The organism is Breznakia blatticola (assembly GCF_004365815.1).
Taxonomy (GTDB): domain Bacteria; phylum Bacillota_I; class Bacilli_A; order Erysipelotrichales; family Erysipelotrichaceae; genus Breznakia; species Breznakia blatticola.
In genome coordinates, this window is record NZ_SODD01000002.1 from 105,168 (window position 1) to 130,347 (window position 25,180).

The following is a 25,180-nucleotide window of genomic DNA, read 5'->3' on the forward strand; positions in this document are numbered from 1 at the left end:
AGGTAAACATGAAATTCGCAGAAGATTTTATTTTTGGTGGAGCGACTGCAGCATATCAATGTGAAGGAAGCACACGAGCATATGGAAAAGGGGCTGTGTCTTGGGATGAGTTTTTAGAAGAAAAAGGACGATTCCAAGCAAATCCAGCAAGTGATTTCTATCATCAATATCCAGTTGATTTGAAGTTGTGCAAAATGTTTGGAGTTAATGGAATTCGTATTTCTATTTCTTGGGCAAGAATCTTTCCAGATGGAACTGGCGCTATCAATCAACAAGGTATTGATTACTATCATGATGTGTTTAAGGAATGTCGCAAGAACGGGGTTGAACCATTTGTTACATTACATCATTTTGATACACCTATCGGATTGTACAAAAACGGAGATTTCTTAAGTAATGATACCATTGATGCATTTGTGAAATATGCAGCATTCTGCTTTGAAGAATACAAAGATGAAGTCACATATTGGTTTACTTTCAATGAAATATGGGCAGTTGCAACAAATCAATATATTGAAGGGACGTTTCCATATGGAGAAAAATACAATGTAACCAAAGCATTTCAAGCCATGCATAATATGATGCTAGCGCATGCAAAAGCAGTCTTGGTGTATAAAGAAAAAAACTATGAAGGAAAAATCGGTGTTGTACAATCACTTGAGTATAAATATCCGTTTAATGAGTTGAAAATTGAAGATATTCAAGCAGCCAAAAATGAAGATGTGTTGCAAAATCAATTTTTACTTGATGCTACATTCTTAGGGGAATACAGTTGTGAGACATTAGAAATTGCAAATAAATTAGCATCTTTACAAGGTGGGAAGATTATCATTCGTGATGAAGATTTAGAAGTGATGCGTAAAGCAGCAAAGGTAAATGACTATCTTGGAATGAACTATTATCAAAGTCGTTTCATTCAAGCGTATGATGGAGAAAACGATATTTTCCATAATGGAACTGGTGAGAAAGGTACCTCTCGATTCCGTTTGCAAGGCGTTGGGGAACGTATGGAAAAAGATGGAATTGATCGTACGGATTGGGATTGGTTAATCCATCCTGAAAGTATGTTTGATATGTTACTTCGAATTAAGTTACAGTATCCAAACTATAAAGAAATCTATATCACAGAAAACGGTATGGGTTACAAAGATGATTTTGAAGATGGGATTATTGATGATACACCAAGAATTGACTATGTAAGAAGACACTTATATTACTTGCTTAAAGCAGTAGAATCAGGAGTAAATGTAAAAGGATATTTTATCTGGTCGTTAATGGATATGTTCTCATGGACAAATGGATACAATAAGCGTTATGGTCTATTCTACATTGACTATGAAAGTCAAAAACGTTATCCAAAAGCATCTGCATATTGGTATAAACGTATCTCACAAACAAAGGAGTTAGAATGAATATAGATTATAAAGCAGTCATTTTCGATTTCAATGGAACGTTGTTTTTTGATAACGACAAACATATTAAAGCGTGGGGAGAAATTTCAAAAAAACTACGTGGAATCGAACTTCAAGAAGCTGAGTTGTTGGAACACATTAATGGTGTTCCAAACAACAAAGTTATCCAATATATGTTGGATGGTAAAGCTACTGCCCAACAGATGGAACAGTATTCCTTACTAAAAGAAGAAATATATAGAGATTTTTGTAAGAAAGATACGGATACATTTCATTTGGTTAAGGGGAGTGTAGAATATTTTGATAAACTCAAAAGCCAAAATATACCATTTACAATAGCAAGTGCATCAATAAAGGAAAACATCGATTTCTTTATAGAATCTTTTGGCTTAGATGTTTGGATTCAACCATCTGATATTATATTTGATGATGGAACTTATAAAAACAAAGTTGCAATGTTTAAAAATGCAGCAAAAAAATTACATACACCAATTGAAGATATTCTAGTTATCGAAGATTCTATCAGTGGGATAAAAAATGCAGCAGAAGCTGGATGTCGCAATATTGTTGTGGTCGATTCAGCAAATCAATATGAGATTTATAAGAAACTACCTTATGTAAAAAAGGTAATTAAGGATTTTACAGAATTAGTATAAGTAAAATTCATGTGTGAAAAAAGGGGACAAAAATGAATAAAATAATTAAAAATGGAACCATATTCTTAATGGGTGTTTTCATTGTGCTTACATGTTTAGCGAACTATAAACATCCTACAATGATGAAAGATGAAGATGCAAATGAAGAAATAAGTGTTCAAAAAGTAGATAATTTGAGTAGTGATTTTATACTGGGTGCAGATGCATCAAGTGTAATATCTGTTGAAGATAGTGGAGGGAAGTACTATAACTTTGATGGAGTAGAACAAGATGTGTTTGAGATTATGGCAGATGCAGGGGTCAACTACATTCGTGTAAAAGTATGGAATGACCCATATGATGAAAATGGCAATGGGTATGGTGGAGGAAACTCCGACTTAGCGAAAGCGATTGAAATCGGAGAACGTGCAACTGCAAATGGAATGAAACTCTTAGTTGATTTTCACTATTCAGATTTTTGGGCAGATCCAGGTCGTCAAAATGCACCAAAAGCATGGGAAGGATTATCAGCAGATCAAAAAGCTGTTGAAATATACAATTATACAAAAGAAAGTTTAGAAGCTTTTCAAACAGCTGGTGTTGATGTTGGTATGGTTCAAGTAGGAAATGAGACAACAGGTCAGGGAATCTGTGGAGAAACAAAACTAGAAAATAAAGTTAAGTTGTTTCATGCAGGAAGTAAAGCGATTCGTGATGTAAATTCAGATATTAAAGTGGTAGTACATTTTACAAATCCTGAAAAAGGAAATCCATATAATTATACAAAAGAATTATATGATGCAGGAGTAGACTTTGATGTTGTTGCTACTTCATACTATCCAGTGTGGCATGGAACTTTAGGACAATTATCAACGCAATTAAATCGAATTGCTGATGATTTTGATAAAGAGGTGATGGTAGCCGAAACAGCGTATCCTTATACATTGGCAGATGGTGATGATCAAGCAAACTTAATTAAAAACACAAACCAACTTAAAGGATATGAAGCTTCAGTTGATGGCCAAGCGGATATGTTTAGAGATGTTGTTAATACCGTAAATAATGATGTAAAGAACAATAAAGGGATTGGTGTCTTTTATTGGGAGAATACTTGGATTCCAGTAAACGAAGGAAAAGGAAAACGCGCTGATAACTTAGCGTTATGGGAAACGTATGGATCAGGATGGGCAACAAAAGCTGCAACATCATATGATAAAAGTCCTACAGGTAGTGGGATTGCAACTACTTCAAACTATGGTGGTACTGAAGTTGATAATCAAGCGATGTTTGATTTTGCTGGACATGCTTTACCTTCATTGAATGTATATAAGTATGTTTTTACAGGTTACAACGAAGAACCTGAAGTAGATGTAATAAACCTTCTCCAAAATCCAGGATTTGAAGATGAAGATATGACAATGTATGATATATCGCAAAGTTATGTATCTCGTAAAACGGATGATCCACTTACTGGTGATTATAGTGTGCACTTTTATAATGAGGAACCAATTGAATTTGAGATAAGTCAAGAAGTGAGTCTACCAGCAGGTAAACATAAATTCACACTACATATTCAAGGTGGGGCAAATACAGATACTTCAGATATTTATTCATTTATTGAAATCGATGGAGAGAAAAATCACAAACAACGTATCGAACTTGATGGTTGGTGCAATTGGCAAGAACCAACGATTACTTTTGATTTGGAATCCGAAGCGACAGTAAAAGTTGGTCTGTATGTAAAAGCAGAAGCGTTCAGTTGGGGAACTAGTGATGATTGGCAACTTGTTACAAAAGAGAAATTGAGCATAGTTAATAAAGATAACTTACAAGAGCTAATCGACAAAGCAATTCCACTGGAACAAGCAGATCTTTATACATCATCAACTTGGGTAAACTATGTAACTGCTTTAGATCATGCAAAATTTGTGTTAAATGATGTGCAAGCAACACAAGAACAAGTTGATGAAGCAATTCAATTATTAACACAAAAGCAAGCAGATCTTAAGAAGCTTCAAATAGATAGCAGTGACGAAAATAAACAGAATAATCAAAGTGATAAAGAAAATAATGATTTAAGTAACAAAAATCAAAATATTAATAATCAAAATGATAATACAAAAAACAACGAAGCATCAAAGAATCCAAGTATTGCAACTTTTGATGCAAGTAATAAAGCCGCATGGTTACTTCTTGTGCTGGCTTCACTTAGTATAGTAGGCATCACAGTAAGAAAAAGACTAAACTATCGTAATATATAAAGTTTCGAATCTCTGACTTATGATAATCAATAAAAAGGTTGGTTTTATGACTAACCTTTTTATTAAAATGAAATAGTAAACGTTATCTATGCATATTTGTCTTATTTAACAAGTCATTTGTATAAATTAACAAACATATTGACACGATTATAGTAAACGTTTACTATAAATATGTAAGGGGGCAGTCTATGAAAGTAACAATACATGATGTCGCAAAGAAAGCTGGTGTATCTGTAGCTACTGTATCAAGAGTAGTAAATGGAAATTATCCAGTAAATATAAAAACAAAGGAAAAAGTACAAGCAGTAATTGATGAATTACAGTTTGTGCCAAATGTACAAGCGCAGGAAATTAAGCTTGGTGCATCAAAAACAATCGGAGTGATCGTACCTAGTATTGATAACATGTTCTTCTCTGAGGTTGTAAATGGAGTCGAACGCGCTTTAAATGAGAAAAACTATTCGTTATTATTAACGTTTTCAAAAAACCAAAAGGATATGGAACTTGCTTGTGTACGTAACTTAATTGCAAGAAATGTTGCTGGGATTATTATTGCTGACCCGGTTACGGAAAATATGGATCAAGAAAATTTCAAAAGTATTGTTGGAAATGTTCCACTAATCTTTATTAACGGAGATCCAAGTCACAGTGATTTCTCTTTTGTTTTAAGTGATGAAGTAAAAGGAACTAGAGAAGCACTTGATTTTCTTTGGGAAATAGGACATAAAGATATTCTTTTTGTTAGAGGAAATGATAGTTATTCATACGATATCAAACAAGAAATTTTCATCGAGTTTTGTGCACAACATTCACTAGATGCAACAAACCGGATTGTGACTAGTGGAGATGGAAATAGTGCGCAAGTAATTGAAAATACAGCTAGACTACTCTATGACGTATTATCCAAGCAAAGATATGATGCAATCTTTTGTTGTAATGACTTGATGGCAATGGGATGTATGAGTGCATGTAAGAAGTTACAAATTCAAATACCTCAAGATCTTGCACTTATTGGGTTTGATAATACCTTACTAAGTAAATATTGTAGTCCAATGCTTACTACCGTGGATCAACATATGCATCTACTTGGCTATAATGCAGGTGGATTGGTTTTAGAAAATATTGAAACAGGACAACGTGGAAAACGCATTGTCTTAAATACAAGTCTGATTGTTCGTGAATCAGCAGCCAAATCGTAAAGGAGAAAATAAAATGGCAAACATTCAAACACTCATTGAAGAAATGAAAACCGGAAAACATGATGCAGATTTATTGGAATTATATGTGGATGAAAGTGTAATTGAACGTCAAAAAGCACGTTATGTACTTGCACTTGAAACATTCAAAGATCATTTTGGTGATAAAGAGGTTCGTGTATACTCTGCACCTGGGCGTAGTGAAGTTGGTGGAAATCATACAGATCACCAACGTGGACGTGTACTTGCTGCTGGAGTAAATTTAGATACGATTGCTGTAGTTGCAAAACGTGATGACGATGTCATTGTGGTAGATTCAGAAGGGTTTAACATCAAACCAGTAAATGCTGCAATCTTAGACATCAATGAAAAAGAAGCAGGAACATCTGAAGCAATTATTCGTGGTGTTGCAGCAGGTATCAAAAACAAAGGTGGAATTATTGGTGGATTTGAAGCGTATATGACAAGTGATGTCCTTGAAGGAGCTGGGTTATCAAGTAGTGCTGCATTTGAAACATTACTTGGAACGATTCTTTCACATGAATATAACGAAGGAAGTATTTCTGCAGTCGATATTGCGAAAATTGGTCAATATGCTGAAAATGAATACTTTATGAAACCTTGTGGTTTGATGGATCAAATGGCTAGTTCTGTAGGAAGTTTTATTACAATTGACTTCAAGGATCCAAAAAACCCAATTGTCGAAAAAGTAGACTTTGATTTTGACTCTTCAAATCACAGCTTATGTATTGTTGATACGAAAGGAAGTCATGCAGATTTAACAGATGAATATGCATCTGTACCTGCAGATATGAAAAAAGTAGCAAACTATTTTGGAAAAGATGTATTACGTGAAGTAGATCCAAATGAATTCTATGCAAATGTAGGAGATATCCGTAATGCGATTGGTGATCGACCAGTACTTCGTGCATATCATTTCTTTGGCGATAATGATCGAGTGGTTGATGAAGTAGCTGCATTAAAGGCAAACGATTTTGAAACATTTAAAAACTTAGTAAAGGCAAGTGGAGGTAGTTCGTTTAAATACTTACAAAACGTATACTCAAATAAAAACATCAATGAGCAAAATATCTCAACTGGTCTTGCGATGAGTGAATACTTACTTCAAGGAAAAGGTGTATGTCGTGTACATGGTGGAGGATTTGCTGGAACGATTCAAGCATTTGTACCAAATGAAATGCTTACAGCATACAAACAAGGAATTGAAGCAGTATTTGGTGAAGGTAGTTGTTATGTATTAAAAGTCCGTCCATTTGGTGGATATAAAGTATTTGCGTAAAGAAAGAAGGAATAATGATGAAAGTACTAGTATTAGGTGGGGCTGGTTACATCGGTTCACATACGGTTTACACATTAATTGATCGCGGGTATGAAGTTGTTATCGTGGATAACTTGCAAACGGGTTTTGAAAGTTTAATTCATCCAAAAGCAACCTTTTACAAAGGTGATCTAAGAGATAAAGAATTTTTACTTGATGTATTTAAAAAAGAAAACGTCGATGGAGTCATTCACTTTGCGGCAAATTCACTAGTTGGTGAAAGTATGCAAAAACCATTAGCTTACTATGATAATAATGTCTATGGTACGCAAATATTACTTGAAGTGATGCATGAAACAGGTGTGAAGGATATTGTGTTCTCATCAACTGCAGCAACATATGGTGATGCTAAAAAAATGCCAATTGAAGAAACAGATATCACCAATCCAACAAATACATATGGGGAAACAAAACTAACAATGGAAAAAATGATGAAGTGGTGTGACGTTGCATATGGAACAAAGTATGTTGCACTTCGTTACTTCAATGCATGTGGTGCACATCCAAATGGGAAAATTGGAGAACTACATCAACCAGAAACGCATTTAATTCCACTTGTGCTACAAGTTCCATTAGGAAAACGTGAATTCATTTCTGTATTTGGTGATGATTATGATACACCTGACGGAACTTGTATTCGTGATTACATTCATGTTCTAGATTTAGCTGATGCACATATACGTGCACTAGAATATTTAAAAGCAGGAAACGAAAGCAATGTATTTAACTTAGGAAATGGTGTTGGTTTCTCTGTACTTGAAATCATTGATGCAGCGAGTGAAGTTGTTGGTAATTCAATCAATCGTAAAATCGAAGCACGTCGTGCAGGAGATCCTGCTCGTTTAATTGCTTCGAATAAAAAAGCAAAAGAAGTGCTTGGATGGAATCCAGCATGGACAGACGTAAAAGCAATTATTGAAAGTGCTTGGAACTTTCACAAAGGACAAAACTAATGGATTACTTAGTAAGTGAATTATTAAATTATGGTATACATACAAACCTTATTGGGGATGAGGAAGTTGTATATAGCGCAAATTTAATATTGGATGTATTAGGGCTTGATACATTTGCACTACAAGAAGTTCATGAAAATCGAGAATTGGTGGAGATTCTTGATGATATACAAGCACAACAACTAGAAGCAGGTAAATTAGAAGACTTGCAAGCAACAAAAGAGATCTTTCGGGCAAAACTAATGAATACAATGGTTCCTAGACCACATACGGTTATTGAAAAATTTTATGTGGACTATGAGCAACATCCTAAACATGCAAGTGACCAATATTATAATTTTTCGATTCATACAAACTATATTCAAAAAGATCGAATGGGTTTAAATCGTAAGTGGAAAACTGCAACACCATATGGGAAAATTGACATTACAATCAATCTAGCAAAACCAGAAAAGGATCCAAAAGATATTGCAGCCGCAAAGAATGTAAAATCTACAGGGTATCCAAAATGTTTGTTATGTAAGGAAAATGAAGGATATGCTGGAACACTTAGTCATCCAGCACGAAGCAATCATCGTATAATTCCTTTACGATTAAATGAGCAAACATATTTTATGCAATATTCACCATATGTGTATTACAACGAGCACTGCATTATCTTCAATAAGGAACATAAGCCGATGGCAATTGATCAAAATGCGTTTCAAGCGTTATGTGACTTTGTGGATTTCTTACCTCATTACTTTATTGGTAGTAATGCAGATTTACCAATTGTGGGAGGAAGTATTTTAAGTCATGATCATTTCCAAGGTGGAAACTATACCTTTGCAATGGCAAAAGCAAACACACTTGATGAATATGGAAGCACAAGATATGCAGACTTACATTATGGTCGTCTAAATTGGCCAATGTCTGTAATCCGCGCAACCTCTAAAAATAAAGAAGATATGGTTTCATTTGCTTGTGATGTACTTGAACATTGGAAGAAGTATTCAGATGAAAAGGTACATGTTCTAGCAAATACAAATGGAGAAAGACACAATACGATTACGCCAATTGTTCGTAAAGTAAATGATATATATGAAATGGATTTGGTATTACGTAATAATCGAACAAGTGATACGTATCCAGATGGAATATTCCATCCACACAGGCAATATCATAATATTAAAAAAGAAAATATTGGTTTAATTGAAGTAATGGGACTTGCAGTGTTACCTGCACGTCTTGTACATGAATTAGATGTGATTAAAGAAAGTTTTCTTCAAGGAAAAGCACAATTGCCTACAGAAATTCGTGTTCATCAAAACTGGTATGAAAACTTGTTAGAAAAACATGCAAATATCGATGCTAACAAAGTAGATACGATGTTACAAGATGAAGTAGGACAGGTATTTTTACATGTATTAGAAAATGCTGGTGTGTTTAAACAAGATGTAGAAGGACAACAAGCATTTACACGATTCTTAAAAACAATTGATTAGTCATCAAAGGAAAGAAGGACAAAATGAATATACATAATGAAGTCATTGATAAGAAAAGTAATATTTTATTATACACACTTGAAAACGAATACCTAACCATCAAAATTACAAACCTAGGTGCTAGTGTTGTTTCTGTGATGTATAAAGATGGCACAGATGTCATACTTGGCTACGATGATATTCTTTTATATGATGAGAATCCAAATTATTTTGGAGCAACAATTGGACGGTGTGCAAATCGAATTGCAAATGCAACCTTTTCATTAGATGGTAAAGATTACGAATTATATCCAAATGATGGAATTCATTCTTTGCATGGTGGAAAAGAAGGATTTAATAAGAAGATCTTTCATGCGACAACCATTGCAAACGGTGTGAGCATGCAATATCTAAGTGCGGATGGTGAAGAAGGCTATCCTGGTGATTTAGATGTGCAAGTTGTATTTCAATTAGATAAAGAAACATTAAGCATCTCTTATCATGCAACACCTTCAAAAGATACATTGATTAATTTAACCAATCATATGTACTTTGCTTTACAAGGTGAAGGAAATGGCAGTATTGAATATCAAACGATGCAAGTACAAGCTAGCACGTTCATGGAAAACCAAACAGATCATTTAGCTACAGGTAAAATTGCATCAGTACAAGGTCGACCACATGATTTTCGTACAACAAGTTCGATTGTAGATGCATTGCAACATGATGAAGATGAACAAATCAAAACATGTGATGGATTTGATAATTTCTTTATTTTTGATGAAGATCAACCAAAGGAAGTTATTGTAAAAGATGCAAAAAGTGGAAATAAACTGATTGTAAAAACAGATTTACCTGGATTTCACTTATATGTTCCTAACTATGAACCAGCAATTCAAGGCAAACAAAATCATGCATATCATGGAAATTGTGCCTTATGTATCGAAACAAGTTATGCACCTGATGCAATTCATAACCAAGAACATCCAGATGTTATATGTAAAGCAAATGAACCTTTTGTTTCTACAACATCTTACACATTTACAAAATCTTAAATTAAACTGTCGTGAGAGCGGCAGTTTTACAACTATAAAATGAGTTGCATTGCATTGTTTATGTTCAATACGTATAATGAAAATGAAATATACAGAGGGGAGTATTATTTATGTATACAGTTGTTATTGCTGATGATGAATACGAATTACGACAGGCATTAGTTCATACGATTGATTGGAATCGTTTAGGATTCGAAGTTATTGGAGAAGCGGAAAATGGAGCTGTTGCACTTGAGTTAGTGGAACGTTTGCAACCGGATTTACTCATTACCGATATTCAAATGCCTTTTATTTCTGGAATCGAATTAGCTAGACAGGCTAGAAATATCCGACCATATATGAATATCGTCTTTATTAGTGGATATGATGATTTTTCGTATGCACAACAAGCGATTCAATATAATATTATTAGTTATTTATTAAAGCCTCTCTCTTCTAGTGAAATTGAAATAGAACTTGTAAAGATTCGTGAGAAAATCGATGAACGTTTTGATTTATTGCGTGGTTCAACACAAGAAGATCAAAGTGAGAGGATTCAACATTTAAAAATAAATGATTTTTTGATGTCTCATATGTTATATCAAAATCATACATTTACATCTTTAGATGATGAACAGGCAATCAAACAAGAAGCGATGAATCTAAACTTAACCAATTCCATCAGTATGGAAAACTATTACCAAACAATGGTGTTAACGTTTATGGATGAAGATAAACAAAATCAAACCCAAGAGAAACATGTCAAATTTACACAAGGAATCTTAGGTAAGTATTTGCTATATGGTTCATTTTATTCAAGAAAAAAGATTGTAGTTGTAGTTAGTGGAACAACAAAAGAATTGGAGCGAAGTTTACCAATTATTACGACTGAGTTTGTGCAAAGTGCCAAACGTATTTTGAACTTTGATTGTGAAATCGGAGTAAGTCAGCCATATAACAACTGGTTAGATTTATCCAAGTCATATGATGAAGCCTTATTTGCACTTCGTTTTAGTCAACAAGAAGAACCGATTCAATATGCATCCGATATTTCAAAACTAACAAAAAATGATTTTGCCTTTGTTCGTCAAAGTGTGGAAGAATTAGAGCATTTAGTAAAAGTAGGAACACCTGATGCAATTAATGATTTTGTAAAGCAAGTATTGATGAAACCAGAACTTATGCAAGAACATAGTTTGGATATGTTTACCTTGCAGATATTTGCAGCACTTAGTAAAGCTATTACAGCAGTTGCATCAAATGAAGAAACGGAACAATTTCTATCTTATGTATACGGTGGAAATATTAATGGCACAAGCGGACGAAGTGAGCAAATTAAAGATAAGATTTTAAAAGTCAGTTTAGAAGCACATCGAATTATTATGAATCAAAGAAAAGAAGCAAGTGAGCTTCTTGCACAAAGTGCTCTTGATCTAATTAAAAATCAGTATCATGATGAAGATATGTCTATTGCAAAAGCAAGTCAGTTGTTGCATGTCAGTGCTAGTTATTTAAGTGCAATTATTAAAAAGAATACGAATAGTACATTTGGAACACTACTAACAGAGCGTCGTATGCATAAAGCGAAAGAACTTTTATTATCCACTTCAAATAAAATCATGGAAATTGCGAATGCCTGTGGATATAGCGATACCCATTACTTTAGTTATTGCGTAAAACGTTATTACGGGGATTCTCCAAATAAATTACGTGAAATGCAAAGGGAAGCAAACCATGAAGTGGCGTAGACGTAAATGGCAAGGGATTACCTTACAATTGATTATCGCATTTGTGATGATTGCTTTATCTTTGTCCATTATTATCAGTCTATCTGTCTTCTTCTTAAATGGACATATTGAAAACATTGAAGAAAGCGCATTGCGAAATTCACAACAAGTGGTTTTACAAGCGGCAAATTCGATTGATGATTTAAAAGCACAAATGGAAACACGTGTAAAAAAGGTAAAGAATGAAGTACAACATATGCAAAGTGTTGAAGAAATTCAAGCATATTTGAATGTATTTACAGATTTAGAAGATGATGTGGAAGGTGTCTTTTTGTATGATAGTACAGGAAGTGTACTACTATATGGAAATAATGGACGCAACCTCAAAAGTAATATGGTAGAAAATCTATCCTTTGATGATGTATTGTTTTTAAATAATCAACATACGATTTCTACAATGCGTCCACACGTAGAAAGTATATTTGAAAATTACTATCCATGGGTTGTTACTATGGGGGTTGGTGTTGATACGCAAGTATTAGACGATGCACAGTATTTAGTCATCGACTATAAATTCTCAGGCATCTCAAGTTATGTTGATAATATCGGAATTGGACAAAGAGGATACTGTTTTGTTATCGACAACAATAACAATATCGTTTATCATCCGAAACAAAGAATGATCAACAGTGGAGTTGTTAAGGAAAATATTTCTACTATTAGTAAATTAAAAGGAAAAGAAGAAATTGTTGATGGTGCAATATATGTGAAGAAATCAATCGATAATGGGCAGTGGAGTATTGTTGGTGTAAGTTATGTAAATGAACTTATTGCAGATCAAGTCAAAGAGTTTCAAGTATATGTAGCAGCAATTTCATGTATCTTCATTATTATCTCTATATTATTAAGTATGTTTGTTGCCACAAAAGTTTCAAAGCCAATTAAACGATTGGTAGGTGCGATGAATGAATTTGAAAATAATGTCGATTCATATGTATACGAACCACAAGGTGGTGTTTTCGAGATTAAACGTCTTTCATTCTCTTTTTCTAAAATGGTAGTTATTATTCGTAACTTGATCAAAAAGGCAAAAGATGAAGAAATCACATTACGAAAAACAGAGATGAAAGCCTTGGAATCACAAATCAATCCACACTTTTTATACAATACACTGGATTCCATCCAATGGATGTGTGAGCAAGGAAAAATGGATGAAGCGGTTGAAATGGTTGGCGCATTAGCTAAACTATTTAGAATTAGTATTAATAAAGGACGACAACTGATTCCTATTCGTGAGGAGATTGAACACGCAATCCATTATCTGACAATTCAAAAATATAGATATCGAGATCAATTTACATATGACTTTGATGTGGATGAACGTGCTCTTAAATACTATACAAATAAGATTACGATTCAACCAATCTTAGAAAATGCGATTTATCATGGAATTGATCGCATGATTGATGAAGGACATATTCAAGTCAATGTACGACTAGTGGATCAAATTATTCATATGGAAATTATTGATAATGGTCTAGGAATGACAGAAGAACAAATTGTTTCCATTTTAAGTAAAGATCAACATGGAAAAAATGGTATTGGTTTAAAGAATGTAAATGATCGCATCAAGATTTATTTTGGTGATGCATATGGTGTCAAAGTAGAAAGTGAACTGGATGAAGGAACAAAAGTAACCATTACGTTCCCTGCAGTTTTAGGAGAGGAGGATGATCTTTTTGAAAATTAAAAAAATATCGATTCTTCTGCTTAGTGTATGTATGATAGTATGCGTATCTAGCTGTGTGAATTCTACAAGTCATCATCAATACTATATTGCAGTAATTCCAAAGCAAGGACGTTCTAGTTTCTTTCGCGAAGTCGCTAGCGGTGTAAATACAGCAGCAACGGAATACAATGTTCGAACAACATTTGAAGGTGCGCAAAATGAGGAAGATTATGATACACAAAATGATTTGATTCGACGAGCAATTAATGCAAAAGCAGATGCTATTGTAATTTCTGCAATTGATGAAAATAAATCTAATGAGTTGTTGGAACAAGCGGTCAAAGAAGGCATTATCGTAATAACGATTGATAGTGGTGTAACCTATGAAGGAGTTAGCCAACATATTGGGACGGATAATGTGGAAAGTGGACGCATTGCTGCTAGAGAACTGCGCGCAATGGAAAATGGACAATTAAATATTGGGATTGTCAATTTTGAGAAACATACAAAGAATGCGATTGAAAGGGAGCGTGGGTTCCTTGAAGAAATAATGAAACATGCGGATGTTCGAATTATTGATTCTGTAAGTACAGTATCAAATGCTTCAGAAGCTGCTGATGCTACGAAACAGATGATTGCAGATAATCCAACAATAAATGCAGTCGTTGCTTTTAATGAATATACATCACTTGGTGTAGGATATTCGATTCGTGAGTTAAACAATAAGAATTTGATTCATGTTGTTGCATTTGATAATAATGCAGAAAGCATTGGTATGATCGAAAATGGTGAAATTGATCGATTGATTGTTCAAAACCCATTTGCAATGGGGTATCTTTCAATTGAGTCCGCTGTAAAAGAACTGGAAAAACGAGATTCTATTACCCTTGAACAATATACAGAAGTATTGGTTGTGAATCGTAGTAATCTCTATGAATATGAAAATCAAAAATTTGTATTTCCTTTTGAAGACTAAGAAGAGCTAATGAAAAGCTCTTTTTTTTGTTTGGGTAAAATTCTATTTATACAAAATAGGATTTTACACTTCTTTCATATGATTTTCTATTTTCGTAGCATAAAAGAACACCTATAATGAAGACAGTTAAAGCAAGCGCTTACATAGAAGCGCATAAAATGAAGATCACAGCATATCCACGAAATATGACAAAACATATGCTGTATCGATACATTTGATAAGTGTAGTGTCTTATCAAAAACTATCTAACTTTAGATAGCAGTTCATTACACTACCAATTACACAGAGGAGGACATAGGTGTATGATTAAAAAAATGGCTAAAGTACTATTCGTCGCATTAATGGCAGTAAGTTTAGTTGCCTGCGGTGGATCTGATGACAAAGGAGGATCGAGTGGTTCTGCAAATGTTCATGTATTCTACTATGACTATGGAGATACATATATTTCAACAGTTCGTACAGCTCTAGATAAAGAACTTGATGGAATGGATGTTGATTACACTGACTATGATGCAGCTGGTAAACAACAAACACAAACAGAACAAGTACAAACTGCATTATCAAGTGGAGCAACAATGTTAGTGGTAAATATCGTAGAAACTGGATCTGATGATGCAGCGATGACAATCATCAATGCAGCAAAAGAAAAAGATGTTCCAGTTGTATTCTTCAACCGTGAAGTTTCAAATGAAGTAGTAAATTCATATGAAAAATGTGCATTCGTTGGTACTGATGCAAAAGAAGCAGGAATTATGCAAGGAGAAATGATTGGTGATGAACTTGTTGCTAACTTTGATAAATATGACTTAAACAAAGATGGAAAAATCTCTTATGCAATGTTCAAAGGGCAAGAAGGAAATAATGAAGCAATCTACCGTACACAATACGCAGTAGAAGATGCAGACAAAAAACTAGAAGCAGCTGGAAAAGCAAAATTAGAATACTACGATTCAGCAAACTCTGATAAATACCAAGTAGACCAAGATGGAACATGGTCAGCAAAAGCTGCACAAGACTACCTTGCTACAGCGTTAGGAAAATACAATGACGGTAATAACAATATGATCGAACTTGTTATTTGTAACAACGACGGAATGGCTGAAGGTGCTATCTCTGCATTACAAACTGCAGGATACAACAAAAAAGGTGGAGATAAAACAATTCCTGTATATGGAGTTGATGCTACTAAAGCAGCAGTTGATTTAATTGGACAAGGAATTATGGCTGGAACAATTAAACAAGATGCTGAAGGTATGGCAAAAGTAATTGCATTAGCTGTTAAAAACAATGCAGCTGGTGAAGATACTTTCAAAGGAATCGATGATTCTGGAGTTGAAGGTGTAAAAGTTGATGATGGTGTTGCAAAAGCACGTATTCCATACCAAATTTACACAGGTGAATAAGCCAAAAGCAAGTAATACATACATTGTGAGGGCGTCATTGATGTCCTCAAATTGTAGATAGGAGATTATAATGAATGACATAATTTTAGAAATGAAAAATATTAATAAAGAGTTTCCTGGGGTGAAGGCTCTTGATAATGTCTCATTTTCAGTAAAAAAAGGAAGCGTTCATGCACTAATGGGGGAAAACGGAGCTGGAAAATCAACATTGATGAAATGTTTATTTGGGATTTACTCAAAAGATTCAGGACAAGTAATCTTAGATGGACAAGAAGTTGCATTTAAGGATTCAAAGCATGCTCTTGAAGCAGGAGTAGCCATGGTGCATCAGGAACTGAATCAAGCATTGAAACAAAATGTAATGGATAATATTTGGCTAGGACGTTACCCAAAAGTTGGTAAAGTATTTACATCAGAAAAAAAGATGTATAAAGATACAAAAGCGATTTTTGAAAAGATGGGTGTAGAAGTAGATCCAAAGCGCATTATGAGTACTATGTCTGTATCACAACGACAAATGGTTGAAATTGCCAAAGCAGTATCTTACAATTCGAAAATTATTGTGTTTGATGAACCTACATCTTCCTTAACTGATAAAGAAGTAGAACATTTATTTAGAATTATTAATATGTTACGTGACCAAGGTGTTGGTATCGTGTACATTTCGCACAAGATGGACGAAATACTGAAAATTTCAGATGAAGTTACCATTATGCGTGATGGACAATACATTGCTACAAAAGATGCAAAAGATTTAACAATGAATGAAATTATTCGTTTAATGGTTGGTCGTGAACTAACGAATTTATACCCAGAAAAAACAAATATACCAGGAGAAATGGTACTCGATGTAAAACATCTAACAGGTATGTATTCACATATTGAAGATGTTTCATTCCAAGTACATAAAGGTGAAATTCTTGGAATTGCTGGTCTTGATGGATCTGGTCGTACAGAAGTACTAGAAACTTTATTTGGTATTGCCACGAAAAAATCAGGAGAAATTATTCTTGATGGTAAGCCAATCAAGAATCACAATTCGTTAGAATCAATTAAAAATGGATTTGCCTTAGCAACAGAAGAAAGAAGGGCAACAGGAATCTTTGGAATTCTTACAATTTTGGAGAATACTGTAATTTCCAATCTTAAAAAATACAAGAAGTTTGGTTTATTGAATGCTCATGAAATGCGTAAAGATACAGAATGGTCAATTGATTCAATGCGAATTAAAACACCAAGTGTTGATACACAAATCCGTTCTTTATCTGGAGGAAATCAACAGAAAGTTATTTTAGGACGTTGGTTGTTAACAGACCCTGAAGTGCTTTTACTAGATGAGCCGACAAGAGGAATTGATGTTGGTGCGAAGTATGAGATTTACCAATTGATTATTGATTTAGCAGCAAAAGGAAAATCGGTCGTAATGGTTAGTTCGGAAATGCCTGAATTACTAGGTGTATGTGATCGTATCATGGTGATGTCAAATGGTCGTGTTGCTGGTTCTTTACCAGTACAACAAGCAAACCAAGAAAAAATCATGGAATTAGCTGCGAAGTATTTATAGGAGGAAGTATATGGTTTTCAAAAATTTAAAATTTCGAATTAACGAATTTAAAGAAATGGATAGTAAAGATCGTAATCGCTTGATTAAAGAAACATTAATCAATAATTCATTATTGATCTTCATGTTGATAGCAATCATTTATATTCAAATTCAAAGACCACAGTTCTTAAGTCGTGAGTCGATTATTAATATCGTATCGTTATCTGCATCGGCAATGCCATTAGCCTTAGGGGTTGCAGGAGCAATTATCTTAACAGGAACGGATTTATCTGCTGGACGTATTGTTGGATTAACTGCATGTATTTCAGCATCATTATTACAAGCGGTGGATTATTCAAATAAAATGTTCCCTGATTTACCAGCAATTCCAATTATTGTTGTGTTCTTACTTGTTATTGCATTAGGTGCATTAATTGGATTTGTAAATGGATTTTGTGTATCGAAGTTTTCACTTCACCCATTTATTGTGACATTAGCAACGCAATTAATGGTATATGGTGTTATCTTAATGTACTTGATGAATGGTGATAACAATGGACAATCTATTTCCGGATTATCCAGCGGTTTTACTGAATTGATAAAAGGTAGTCTATTTAGAATTGGTGGCACACCAGTTCCTAACTATGTATTAATGGCAATTGTATTAACTGCTGTTATGTGGGTTGTTTGGAATAAAACATCATTTGGGAAAAATATGTTTGCGGTTGGTTCAAATCCAGAAGCTGCAAACGTATCAGGAGTAAATGTTGCACTAACAATTACTTTAGTATTCACGCTTGCTGGTGCATTATATGCATTCTCAGGATTTATTGAAGCTGCTCGTATTGGTTCAAACTCTGCAAATACTGGACTAAACTATGAACTTGATGCAATCGCTGCCTGTGTAATTGGTGGAGTATCATTTGTTGGTGGTATTGGAAAAATACGCGGGGTAGTACTTGGAGTTGTATTACTTAAATTAATATTCGTAGGTTTGAACTTCTTAAGTGTAAGTGTAAACATGATCTACATTATTAAAGGGTTAATTATCTTGGTTGCTTGTGCAATCGATATGCGTAAGTATCTAGTACGCAAGTAGGAGAAACTATGGAAAAAGTAATCGTTGAAGAACATAAAGAAAACATCGAAAATAAAGAGCCAGTTACAAAAATTCAAGGACTTTATGATCGTGTAAATATTTCAGTAAAAGCATTAGATCGCATCATTTTTGGTGGACTTGCACTGATTGTATTCATGATTATCATTTCCTTATAAACGAAAGGGCACAAATGTATGCAAAAAGTAGTCTATAACAAGCAACCAGATATGAATTACGACAGTATGGTCATGATCATTCGCAAAGAGGACAAACGCTATTTTTCACACTCGTTTATCTATCATGGACGAGATGGAAAGTATTTACAATTTTTATATAAAGATCCATTACCAGAAGGCGATTTCATAAATGGTTGGAATTATTTGGATGATCATTCCTATCGTATTGTGATGGTTCCAGAACCTTCACAAGAAGTAGCAGTGGAAGACTTCATTGCTGCATATCAACCAACAAGTCAAATCGATGCAATTGAAGTAATTGAAATCAAAGGATTTGATGAAATTAATGACTTGTTGCATGATCCAAATATCGAAAAACAAGAAGTAGTTATTTTTGGTCGAAGATAATAAAGATTCAGTCAAATCTTATTATAAAAAGTTATAAGGTGGGTGGGATCACTATAAACTTATAACACAGTGGAATGAATGTAAGTCTCCTCTATCCGCACGAAAGAATCTCTACTTACTTTCATTCATGCTTACAGATGATGTAAGTAAAAAAAGTATCCGTTCTAGTACGTGATACTTTTTTTGTGCAAGGCATGGCATATATTTAGTGATGAAAAGCCACTATGGAGAAATCGCTAACTCATAGTCGAAGACAAGAGTGCCTGTTATGATGAGATTTGACGGAATTTAGAGTAAAAAGTGAAAAGAGCATGGAAGTGGTCACACAGTTGTAAAAAGTATACAAGAGTAATAGGTTCTTCTATATTAAATCACAACACTCGCGAATAAAGACCGAAAGAAAAGAGGCTTCCTCTTATTTGAAAACCTCTTATAGTTAAATCCCACAAAAATATACTGAAACCGCCGCATTCGAAACCATATGTATAATGATGTGAAAACTTGGTAACTGAGTGAGTCAGTTATTTCTGACGCTAATCATGACTAAAGTAAAAGAGTAGTAAGTTACTTAATAATCAGTAGTAATGGATTATCTATTTCTTTATTTACTTTATGAATTAAGAAAATAGATAAAAGACTTCCAATGATTAATATCACAAATTTAGATAATAAAACAAAAACAATATTTGAGTATTGTAAATAACTTAGAGCTATTATAAATGAATAAATTGATGAAATCACTAAGCAGCAGGACAAGGATCCCAGTATAAAATGATTTCTAGAAGTGAAACTATGTAAAACCGAGAGAGTCATAAAGATAACTACAAAATCAAAAATATTTGTTAGTATCAAATTGAAATAGTACATAAAATCATAATTATTGATAGTATTTCCTATCTCAATAATACTTTTTAATGATGTGTCTGCATCAAGTAATGACTCAGGGCCTCCTAAATTTACTGTTATACTAAATACTAGAAATTCAACAAGTTTTTGTAATGTCTGGAATGATATAAATCCAAAAAAACAAAATGAAATAGTGAATGGAAAAGAATAGCTTGTATTTTGAGTCTTGCCAGAAATCTTAAATATAATTAGTGAACTCAAAATAATACTTATTGCAGTGATTAATAAATTAATTTCGCCATTGAGTAAACTATTTATATTTGAGAAACTAGTGTTGAAATCTCCTTTAAGCCAATCAGTAATACCAATTATAAATCCATAAATAAGAATGTAAAATAATAAGCCATGACCTATACCAGTGAATTTCAAATTAGAAGATTTTTTAACTTTTAAAATTGGTATTAGTACTAAGCATAACAATAGTAATATGTTAATAATAATGTAAATAATGTTCTCTATATTAATCATTTGACTTACCTCTATATAATAAATATACATTAGAGTGAAAAAAAATCTAACATAAAGTTTCTTTGTATGAAGAAAAATGTAAGTTGTTTGTAAATAAATGCTTTTGTACAATCAAGATAGAAGTAATGAGAGTTAGATTTAGAGTACACAAACACATTTAGAAAGTGAGGTTTTTATGTTTGAAAAATTAACAAAATTTCTTGAAAAGCGCTTGTTGCCAATTTTTGAAGTTGTGGGACAACAAGTTCATATTATGTCAATTCAAAGTGCTTTCCAAACTCTAATACCAGTAACTTTGATTGGTGCTGTAGCGTTGCTTATACAACGTCCACCAGTTAGTTACGAGACATTAGAAGTAGGTTCATTCTTTTATAACTTTATGAAGGGGTGGTCAGATTTATCTGCGAATTATGGTGATCCATTGAGGCTTTTAAATACAATTACTTTAGGGAGCATTTCAGTATATTTAAGTATTTCTTTTTCGTATTTTCTATCATCAAAATATAGTCTAAATCAAATTACTTCAGTTTTTATTACTTTTACATCTTTTTTACTTGTTCATACTTTGAGTATAGATGGAGGTTTATCTAATCGATATTTTGGTGGAGAGGGAATGTTCTCAACATTAATTGTTGTTATTGTAACAGTAGAGTTGCTTAACTTTCTAGTAAAGCATGATGTTGGAAAAATCAAATTACCTGAGGCAGTACCACCAGTTTTACAAGCTTCATTCACGACATTATTTCCATCATTTATTATTTATGGATTTTGGACATTAATTGTATTAGTTACTAAAAATGTTTTTGGAACAGAGGTACCAGGAATGATAATGGATGTGTTAGCACCATTTCTAGCGGCATTTAATAGTTTATTTGGTACAGTTTTGACATCAGTGCTAGCGCAAATAGCTTTTTGGTTTGGAATCCACTCTGATTCTATTTGGGTTATTATGGGTCCGATTTTTCAATCAAATTTTGAAGTAAATGTCGCAGCATATGGCGCAGGAGTATTACCTAATGCATTACCGCATATAGTATCATCTCCTCTTGTTTGGGGGTTTGGAACAATTGGAGGTTCAGGAGCAACATTAGCATTTGCTATTCAATTAGTTCGTAGCAAATCAGAACAGTTAAGAGCGGTAGGTAAGATTGGTATTATTCCATCGTTCTTCAATGTCAATGAACCAATTTTATTTGGTGCACCAATAGTATTGAATCCAGTTCTTTTCATTCCTTTTGTATTGGCACAAGCAGTTAATATCTCTATTGCTTATGGAGCTATGGCTATTAATTTAGTTAATAAGCCTTTTGCATGGCCAGGTTCAATAACACCAGTAGTAATTCAACAATTCTTAATTTCTTTTGATTGGAGATCAATTATTTTATGGATTTTCTTAATTGCCGTCGATTATGTTATTTGGTATCCCTTCTTTAAAATGTTTGAAAAAGAAAAGTTAAAAGAAGAGGGAATTATAGTAGATAATTATAAGGAAACACAAATTGCTTAGTGAAAAGTGCGGAAGGAGAGAAAAATGATTAATGTATTATTAGCTTGTAATGCAGGAGTAAGTACTGCAATGATGGAAAAGAAAATAGCTGAAGAGGCAAAAAGAAGAAATATTGAATTAATTGTAAATGCAGCTTCTGTATCAAGAATTGAAAGTTTTGTTAAAGATAATGATATTATTGTTCTTGGACCTCAAGTAAGATTTGCATCAAAGAAAATCGAGAAAGAATATCCTGACATTCCAGTTTATGTTATTGAAATGGCAGATTTCGGAATGATGAGAGCAGATAATGTACTTGATAACATTTTGAGGGTTTTAAGTAAGTAATATGGAAGGAATCGAATTAATTTGTTTTAAAATGATTTCACATTGTGGATCGGCAAAAAGCTCTTTTATTGAATCGTTGGAAGAATCTCGCAATGGGCATTTTGATAAAGCTCAACATTTAATTAGGTCTGGAAATGATGAATTAACTAGGGGTCATAAATACCATGCAGAGTTACTTACTCAAGAAGCAAACAATAACCTTGATGCAATTTCATTATTATTAATTCATGCAGAAGATCAATTGATGAATACGGAAACAGTTAAAATAATGGCAGAAGAATTTTTAGAAAACTATAAAATGAAGAGCTGTAGTGAAGTAGAGACAGTATAAGAATTTTGTGTAAATCCTCCCTTGGTAGAATTGAAATAATTATCAAAGGAGGATTTTCAATTTGGGTAGGAAGGATATCATTGAAATGATAAGAGCATATTTGTAGTATTGACATGACGGAATCTTTTGTAACTCCAAATACTTATTCTTTATTAATTTACTTATGATTGTTTACCATATGATTATTGTCAATTTTTTCAAAACAAGGCACATGCGCAGTGTATTGAGACATTCTACCATTTATATTTTGTTTAGAGCATTTGTCATTTATTTGATGCTTACGATTATATAAATCTATTTACAGGAGTTGGTTAGGACAAATGTGTAAGAAAAAGTCCCCTTTTTAGAGGGGACAAGAAACGTGCAAGTGTGTAAGTCTTTATTAGAAGTCTATAGGCCTTGCTGGGAATAAAGCCTTATAGAATCAAAGAAAACCACTAGTTTACTGCTGGTTATGGTAGTAGTTGTTTCAATATGTCGTCAAAAATTTTTTCAGCTCTCATCAGTCCGAAATCAGTCATGTTAAGCAATTGTATATAAATAGAATTCCTAGTGATTCTTTTTATTTCATCATGAAGTTGGCTGATTTGTGGACTAACTAAAACAATATCATAATTCATGTATATTCGTTCTAAATCATTAAAAGTTGTTGCCTTAATATCAACTTTGATTCCTTTTGCCATAGCAACTTTTTCCAATTTACTTTTTAAAATAACTGTGCTCATACCAGCATTACATATAATTAAAATTTTTATTAATTCTTTATTTTCTATTGAATTATCAAATTCTTTTCTCAATAGGTTATCGTTTTCTATTGCTAAAGTTGACATATGTTGCCAGTTAATTGCGTTCATGAGCGAATCTTGAGAATGGATTAATATAAGGCTGAAAGGGAGACTTCCATTCTTTGCTTCATAGTCAACTAATTTAGAATTTACAGTATGTGCTAAATCAATTGCTTTTTTTCCTAAAGCAAATTCTTTTTTAGATGACGATTTGTCTCCTTTAAGTGATAGTTGGCACGAATTGTAAAAGTGAGCAAATGCAGTACCGGCATAACTCACAATTTGGGTTGCATATTCTTTGATCTTTATTTCATCCATGATATTTAAATTCCTTTACTAAAATATAATAATACATTTTATTGATTATATAAAGACTTAAACTATATATAATCACTGGATGAAAGTATTCATTTTCTCTGTGCACAGAAAATAAATATTTATTCCATTCGCAGGAACCAGTATAATTTAAATCGAAAGGATATGTCTATGAAACTTACAAGAAGAGAATCAATAATAATAAATAAGCTAAAACAAAATCCGAATGGCTTGTCAGGAAATAAACTCGCCAAGATATTAAAAGTTTCTACGAAAACCATACAAAATGATATAAGGGGAATTAATTGTTTTTTTGATGAACAGATAAAAGAGTCATCAAATCGAGGGTATGTATTGATTGTTGATGAAATAAATCCTAATCTTTTTTCATATGAGGAAGATATTAGTTCAAGAAACAATCAGATACTTGAAAAAATATTGTTAAAAAATAGTGAGTATAATTATTCCGATTTGGCAAATAGTTTGAATGTGTCAGAGTCAAACCTTCAACTATGGATTAAAGAGTGCAATGATTTTCTTTTAAAGTATAGTTTGAAAATAAATCGAAGCAAAGGCTATGTATTCTTATCTGGTAAGGAGATAAATAAAAGGAAATTAATAAATCATATGATTCATGATGAACTAAATTCAAATATCTATAAAGATAATGAGGTCCTAAAATATTACGATAAAATAAATGAAGATGAATTACTTAAAGTTTTAAATGATTTTCTGGAAAATGAGAGACTTAGAATTGCTCCATACTATCAAACAAGTATATATTTAAACTTGCTTTCAGTCTTTGAACGTATAATTAATAAATTACAGATAGAAACAGCAGATATTAAGGTGTTAAAAAGTAGCGCAGAGTATAAGTTGGCATTAGAACTATGTTCATATGTTAGTTCCAAATATACAATTTCTATAATAGAAAGTGAAGTGTATTTCATAGCCTCTCTTTTTGTGGGTCAATTAAAAGATGAAAAAATTGATTCAAGCATTTATGTTTCAACTTCTTTTGTAGAAAAAGTTGACAGTTTACTTTTGAAAACGTTCAATCACTATATGTTGAATTCAAAATATAATGACTTTTGTAAATGTCAATTATAAATTAACGAAAATTCGGAATCAGAGTTGATGAATTTTCGGAATATGAGTTGAAGAAAAATCGGAATTATAAATTGATG

Annotated in this window: 22 protein-coding genes; 20 read left to right on the plus strand and 2 right to left on the minus strand. The window is 33.0% G+C overall.

Annotated features, from left to right (window positions below; all coding sequences use genetic code 11):
• Positions 1-8 precede the first annotated feature (8 nt).
• From lacG to EDD63_RS01380, 16 genes are all read left to right on the plus strand, one after another.
• Positions 9-1,412 (plus strand): 6-phospho-beta-galactosidase, encoded by a 1,404-nt coding sequence (gene lacG, locus EDD63_RS01310; RefSeq protein ID WP_134167690.1) that lies wholly within the window; start codon positions 9-11, stop codon positions 1,410-1,412.
• Entirely contained in the window at positions 1,409-2,068 is a 660-nt protein-coding gene (locus tag EDD63_RS01315) for an HAD family hydrolase (RefSeq protein WP_208318276.1), read from the plus strand. Before lacG ends, EDD63_RS01315 begins: the two co-directional genes overlap by 4 nt.
• 32 nt (positions 2,069-2,100) lie before the next feature.
• Entirely contained in the window at positions 2,101-4,308 is a 2,208-nt protein-coding gene (locus EDD63_RS01320) for a glycosyl hydrolase 53 family protein (RefSeq protein ID WP_134167692.1), read from the plus strand.
• A gap of 188 nt (positions 4,309-4,496) precedes the next feature.
• Complete coding sequence (locus EDD63_RS01325) at positions 4,497-5,507, plus strand: LacI family DNA-binding transcriptional regulator (RefSeq protein ID WP_134167694.1); 1,011 nt, start codon at positions 4,497-4,499, stop codon at positions 5,505-5,507.
• Between the two features lie 13 nt (positions 5,508-5,520).
• Entirely contained in the window at positions 5,521-6,804 is a 1,284-nt protein-coding gene (locus EDD63_RS01330) for a galactokinase (protein ID WP_134167696.1), read from the plus strand.
• A 14-nt stretch (positions 6,805-6,818) separates the two neighbouring features.
• Complete coding sequence (gene galE, locus EDD63_RS01335) at positions 6,819-7,796, plus strand: UDP-glucose 4-epimerase GalE (RefSeq protein ID WP_243833715.1); 978 nt, start codon at positions 6,819-6,821, stop codon at positions 7,794-7,796.
• Complete coding sequence (locus EDD63_RS01340) at positions 7,796-9,280, plus strand: UDP-glucose--hexose-1-phosphate uridylyltransferase (RefSeq protein WP_134167698.1); 1,485 nt, start codon at positions 7,796-7,798, stop codon at positions 9,278-9,280. The genes galE and EDD63_RS01340 overlap by 1 nt, the downstream gene beginning before the upstream one ends.
• A gap of 23 nt (positions 9,281-9,303) precedes the next feature.
• Positions 9,304-10,314, plus strand: coding sequence for an aldose epimerase family protein (locus tag EDD63_RS01345; RefSeq protein WP_134167700.1), 1,011 nt, complete (start codon positions 9,304-9,306; stop codon positions 10,312-10,314).
• Positions 10,315-10,424: 110 nt separating this feature from the next.
• The gene (locus EDD63_RS01350; RefSeq protein ID WP_134167702.1) at positions 10,425-12,041 is read left to right on the plus strand and encodes a response regulator; all 1,617 of its coding nucleotides are present in this window, start codon (positions 10,425-10,427) and stop codon (positions 12,039-12,041) included.
• A complete protein-coding gene (locus EDD63_RS01355; RefSeq protein ID WP_134167704.1) occupies positions 12,028-13,770 on the plus strand; it encodes a sensor histidine kinase in 1,743 nt (580 codons plus the stop codon). Before EDD63_RS01350 ends, EDD63_RS01355 begins: the two co-directional genes overlap by 14 nt.
• Positions 13,760-14,725, plus strand: coding sequence for a substrate-binding domain-containing protein (locus EDD63_RS01360; RefSeq protein ID WP_166667502.1), 966 nt, complete (start codon positions 13,760-13,762; stop codon positions 14,723-14,725). Before EDD63_RS01355 ends, EDD63_RS01360 begins: the two co-directional genes overlap by 11 nt.
• 302 nt (positions 14,726-15,027) lie before the next feature.
• Complete coding sequence (locus tag EDD63_RS01365) at positions 15,028-16,128, plus strand: galactose ABC transporter substrate-binding protein (RefSeq protein ID WP_134167708.1); 1,101 nt, start codon at positions 15,028-15,030, stop codon at positions 16,126-16,128.
• A 70-nt stretch (positions 16,129-16,198) separates the two neighbouring features.
• Positions 16,199-17,692 (plus strand): sugar ABC transporter ATP-binding protein, encoded by a 1,494-nt coding sequence (locus tag EDD63_RS01370; protein ID WP_134167710.1) that lies wholly within the window; start codon positions 16,199-16,201, stop codon positions 17,690-17,692.
• 10 nt (positions 17,693-17,702) lie between these two features.
• Positions 17,703-18,770, plus strand: coding sequence for a galactose/methyl galactoside ABC transporter permease MglC (locus EDD63_RS01375; protein ID WP_208318277.1), 1,068 nt, complete (start codon positions 17,703-17,705; stop codon positions 18,768-18,770).
• A gap of 8 nt (positions 18,771-18,778) precedes the next feature.
• The gene (locus tag EDD63_RS11520; RefSeq protein ID WP_166667503.1) at positions 18,779-18,946 is read left to right on the plus strand and encodes a hypothetical protein; all 168 of its coding nucleotides are present in this window, start codon (positions 18,779-18,781) and stop codon (positions 18,944-18,946) included.
• Between the two features lie 18 nt (positions 18,947-18,964).
• Positions 18,965-19,354, plus strand: a complete 390-nt coding sequence (locus tag EDD63_RS01380; RefSeq protein ID WP_134167712.1) for a hypothetical protein — start codon at positions 18,965-18,967, stop codon at positions 19,352-19,354.
• A 564-nt stretch (positions 19,355-19,918) separates the two neighbouring features.
• On the opposite strand, the gene EDD63_RS01385 is transcribed toward EDD63_RS01380, so the two are convergent.
• Entirely contained in the window at positions 19,919-20,728 is an 810-nt protein-coding gene (locus tag EDD63_RS01385; protein WP_134167714.1) for a hypothetical protein, read from the minus strand.
• A 175-nt stretch (positions 20,729-20,903) separates the two neighbouring features.
• On the opposite strand from EDD63_RS01385, the gene EDD63_RS01390 reads away from it, so the two are divergent.
• From EDD63_RS01390 to EDD63_RS01400, 3 genes are read left to right on the plus strand one after another with little or no spacing between them, the layout of a single operon-like run.
• Positions 20,904-22,235: a PTS sugar transporter subunit IIC gene (locus tag EDD63_RS01390; protein WP_134167716.1), complete on the plus strand. Its 1,332-nt coding sequence runs from the start codon at positions 20,904-20,906 to the stop codon at positions 22,233-22,235.
• A 24-nt stretch (positions 22,236-22,259) separates the two neighbouring features.
• On the plus strand, positions 22,260-22,562 hold the full coding sequence (locus EDD63_RS01395; protein WP_208318278.1) for a PTS sugar transporter subunit IIB: 303 nt from the start codon (positions 22,260-22,262) through the stop codon (positions 22,560-22,562).
• A gap of 1 nt (position 22,563) precedes the next feature.
• On the plus strand, positions 22,564-22,893 hold the full coding sequence (locus EDD63_RS01400) for a PTS sugar transporter subunit IIA (RefSeq protein WP_134167718.1): 330 nt from the start codon (positions 22,564-22,566) through the stop codon (positions 22,891-22,893).
• A gap of 452 nt (positions 22,894-23,345) precedes the next feature.
• Here the strand turns inward: EDD63_RS01400 and EDD63_RS01405 are convergent, their stop codons facing one another.
• On the minus strand, positions 23,346-23,996 hold the full coding sequence (locus tag EDD63_RS01405; RefSeq protein WP_134167720.1) for a PTS lactose/cellobiose transporter subunit IIA: 651 nt from the start codon (positions 23,994-23,996) through the stop codon (positions 23,346-23,348).
• 168 nt (positions 23,997-24,164) lie between these two features.
• Between EDD63_RS01405 and EDD63_RS01410 the strand changes: the two genes are divergently transcribed.
• On the plus strand, positions 24,165-25,103 hold the full coding sequence (locus EDD63_RS01410; RefSeq protein ID WP_166667504.1) for a BglG family transcription antiterminator: 939 nt from the start codon (positions 24,165-24,167) through the stop codon (positions 25,101-25,103).
• Positions 25,104-25,180: the final 77 nt, after the last annotated feature.

Coding starts and splice junctions, on each gene's coding strand:
- lacG (WP_134167690.1), top strand. CDS start 9: ATGAAATTCGCAGAAGATTTTATTTTTGGTGGAGCGACTGCAGCATAT.
- EDD63_RS01315 (WP_208318276.1), top strand. CDS start 1,409: ATGAATATAGATTATAAAGCAGTCATTTTCGATTTCAATGGAACGTTG.
- EDD63_RS01320 (WP_134167692.1), top strand. CDS start 2,101: ATGAATAAAATAATTAAAAATGGAACCATATTCTTAATGGGTGTTTTC.
- EDD63_RS01325 (WP_134167694.1), top strand. CDS start 4,497: ATGAAAGTAACAATACATGATGTCGCAAAGAAAGCTGGTGTATCTGTA.
- EDD63_RS01330 (WP_134167696.1), top strand. CDS start 5,521: ATGGCAAACATTCAAACACTCATTGAAGAAATGAAAACCGGAAAACAT.
- galE (WP_243833715.1), top strand. CDS start 6,819: ATGATGAAAGTACTAGTATTAGGTGGGGCTGGTTACATCGGTTCACAT.
- EDD63_RS01340 (WP_134167698.1), top strand. CDS start 7,796: ATGGATTACTTAGTAAGTGAATTATTAAATTATGGTATACATACAAAC.
- EDD63_RS01345 (WP_134167700.1), top strand. CDS start 9,304: ATGAATATACATAATGAAGTCATTGATAAGAAAAGTAATATTTTATTA.
- EDD63_RS01350 (WP_134167702.1), top strand. CDS start 10,425: ATGTATACAGTTGTTATTGCTGATGATGAATACGAATTACGACAGGCA.
- EDD63_RS01355 (WP_134167704.1), top strand. CDS start 12,028: ATGAAGTGGCGTAGACGTAAATGGCAAGGGATTACCTTACAATTGATT.
- EDD63_RS01365 (WP_134167708.1), top strand. CDS start 15,028: ATGATTAAAAAAATGGCTAAAGTACTATTCGTCGCATTAATGGCAGTA.
- EDD63_RS01370 (WP_134167710.1), top strand. CDS start 16,199: ATGAATGACATAATTTTAGAAATGAAAAATATTAATAAAGAGTTTCCT.
- EDD63_RS01375 (WP_208318277.1), top strand. CDS start 17,703: ATGGTTTTCAAAAATTTAAAATTTCGAATTAACGAATTTAAAGAAATG.
- EDD63_RS11520 (WP_166667503.1), top strand. CDS start 18,779: ATGGAAAAAGTAATCGTTGAAGAACATAAAGAAAACATCGAAAATAAA.
- EDD63_RS01380 (WP_134167712.1), top strand. CDS start 18,965: ATGCAAAAAGTAGTCTATAACAAGCAACCAGATATGAATTACGACAGT.
- EDD63_RS01385 (WP_134167714.1), bottom strand. CDS start 20,728: ATGATTAATATAGAGAACATTATTTACATTATTATTAACATATTACTA.
- EDD63_RS01390 (WP_134167716.1), top strand. CDS start 20,904: ATGTTTGAAAAATTAACAAAATTTCTTGAAAAGCGCTTGTTGCCAATT.
- EDD63_RS01395 (WP_208318278.1), top strand. CDS start 22,260: ATGATTAATGTATTATTAGCTTGTAATGCAGGAGTAAGTACTGCAATG.
- EDD63_RS01400 (WP_134167718.1), top strand. CDS start 22,564: ATGGAAGGAATCGAATTAATTTGTTTTAAAATGATTTCACATTGTGGA.
- EDD63_RS01405 (WP_134167720.1), bottom strand. CDS start 23,996: ATGGATGAAATAAAGATCAAAGAATATGCAACCCAAATTGTGAGTTAT.
- EDD63_RS01410 (WP_166667504.1), top strand. CDS start 24,165: ATGAAACTTACAAGAAGAGAATCAATAATAATAAATAAGCTAAAACAA.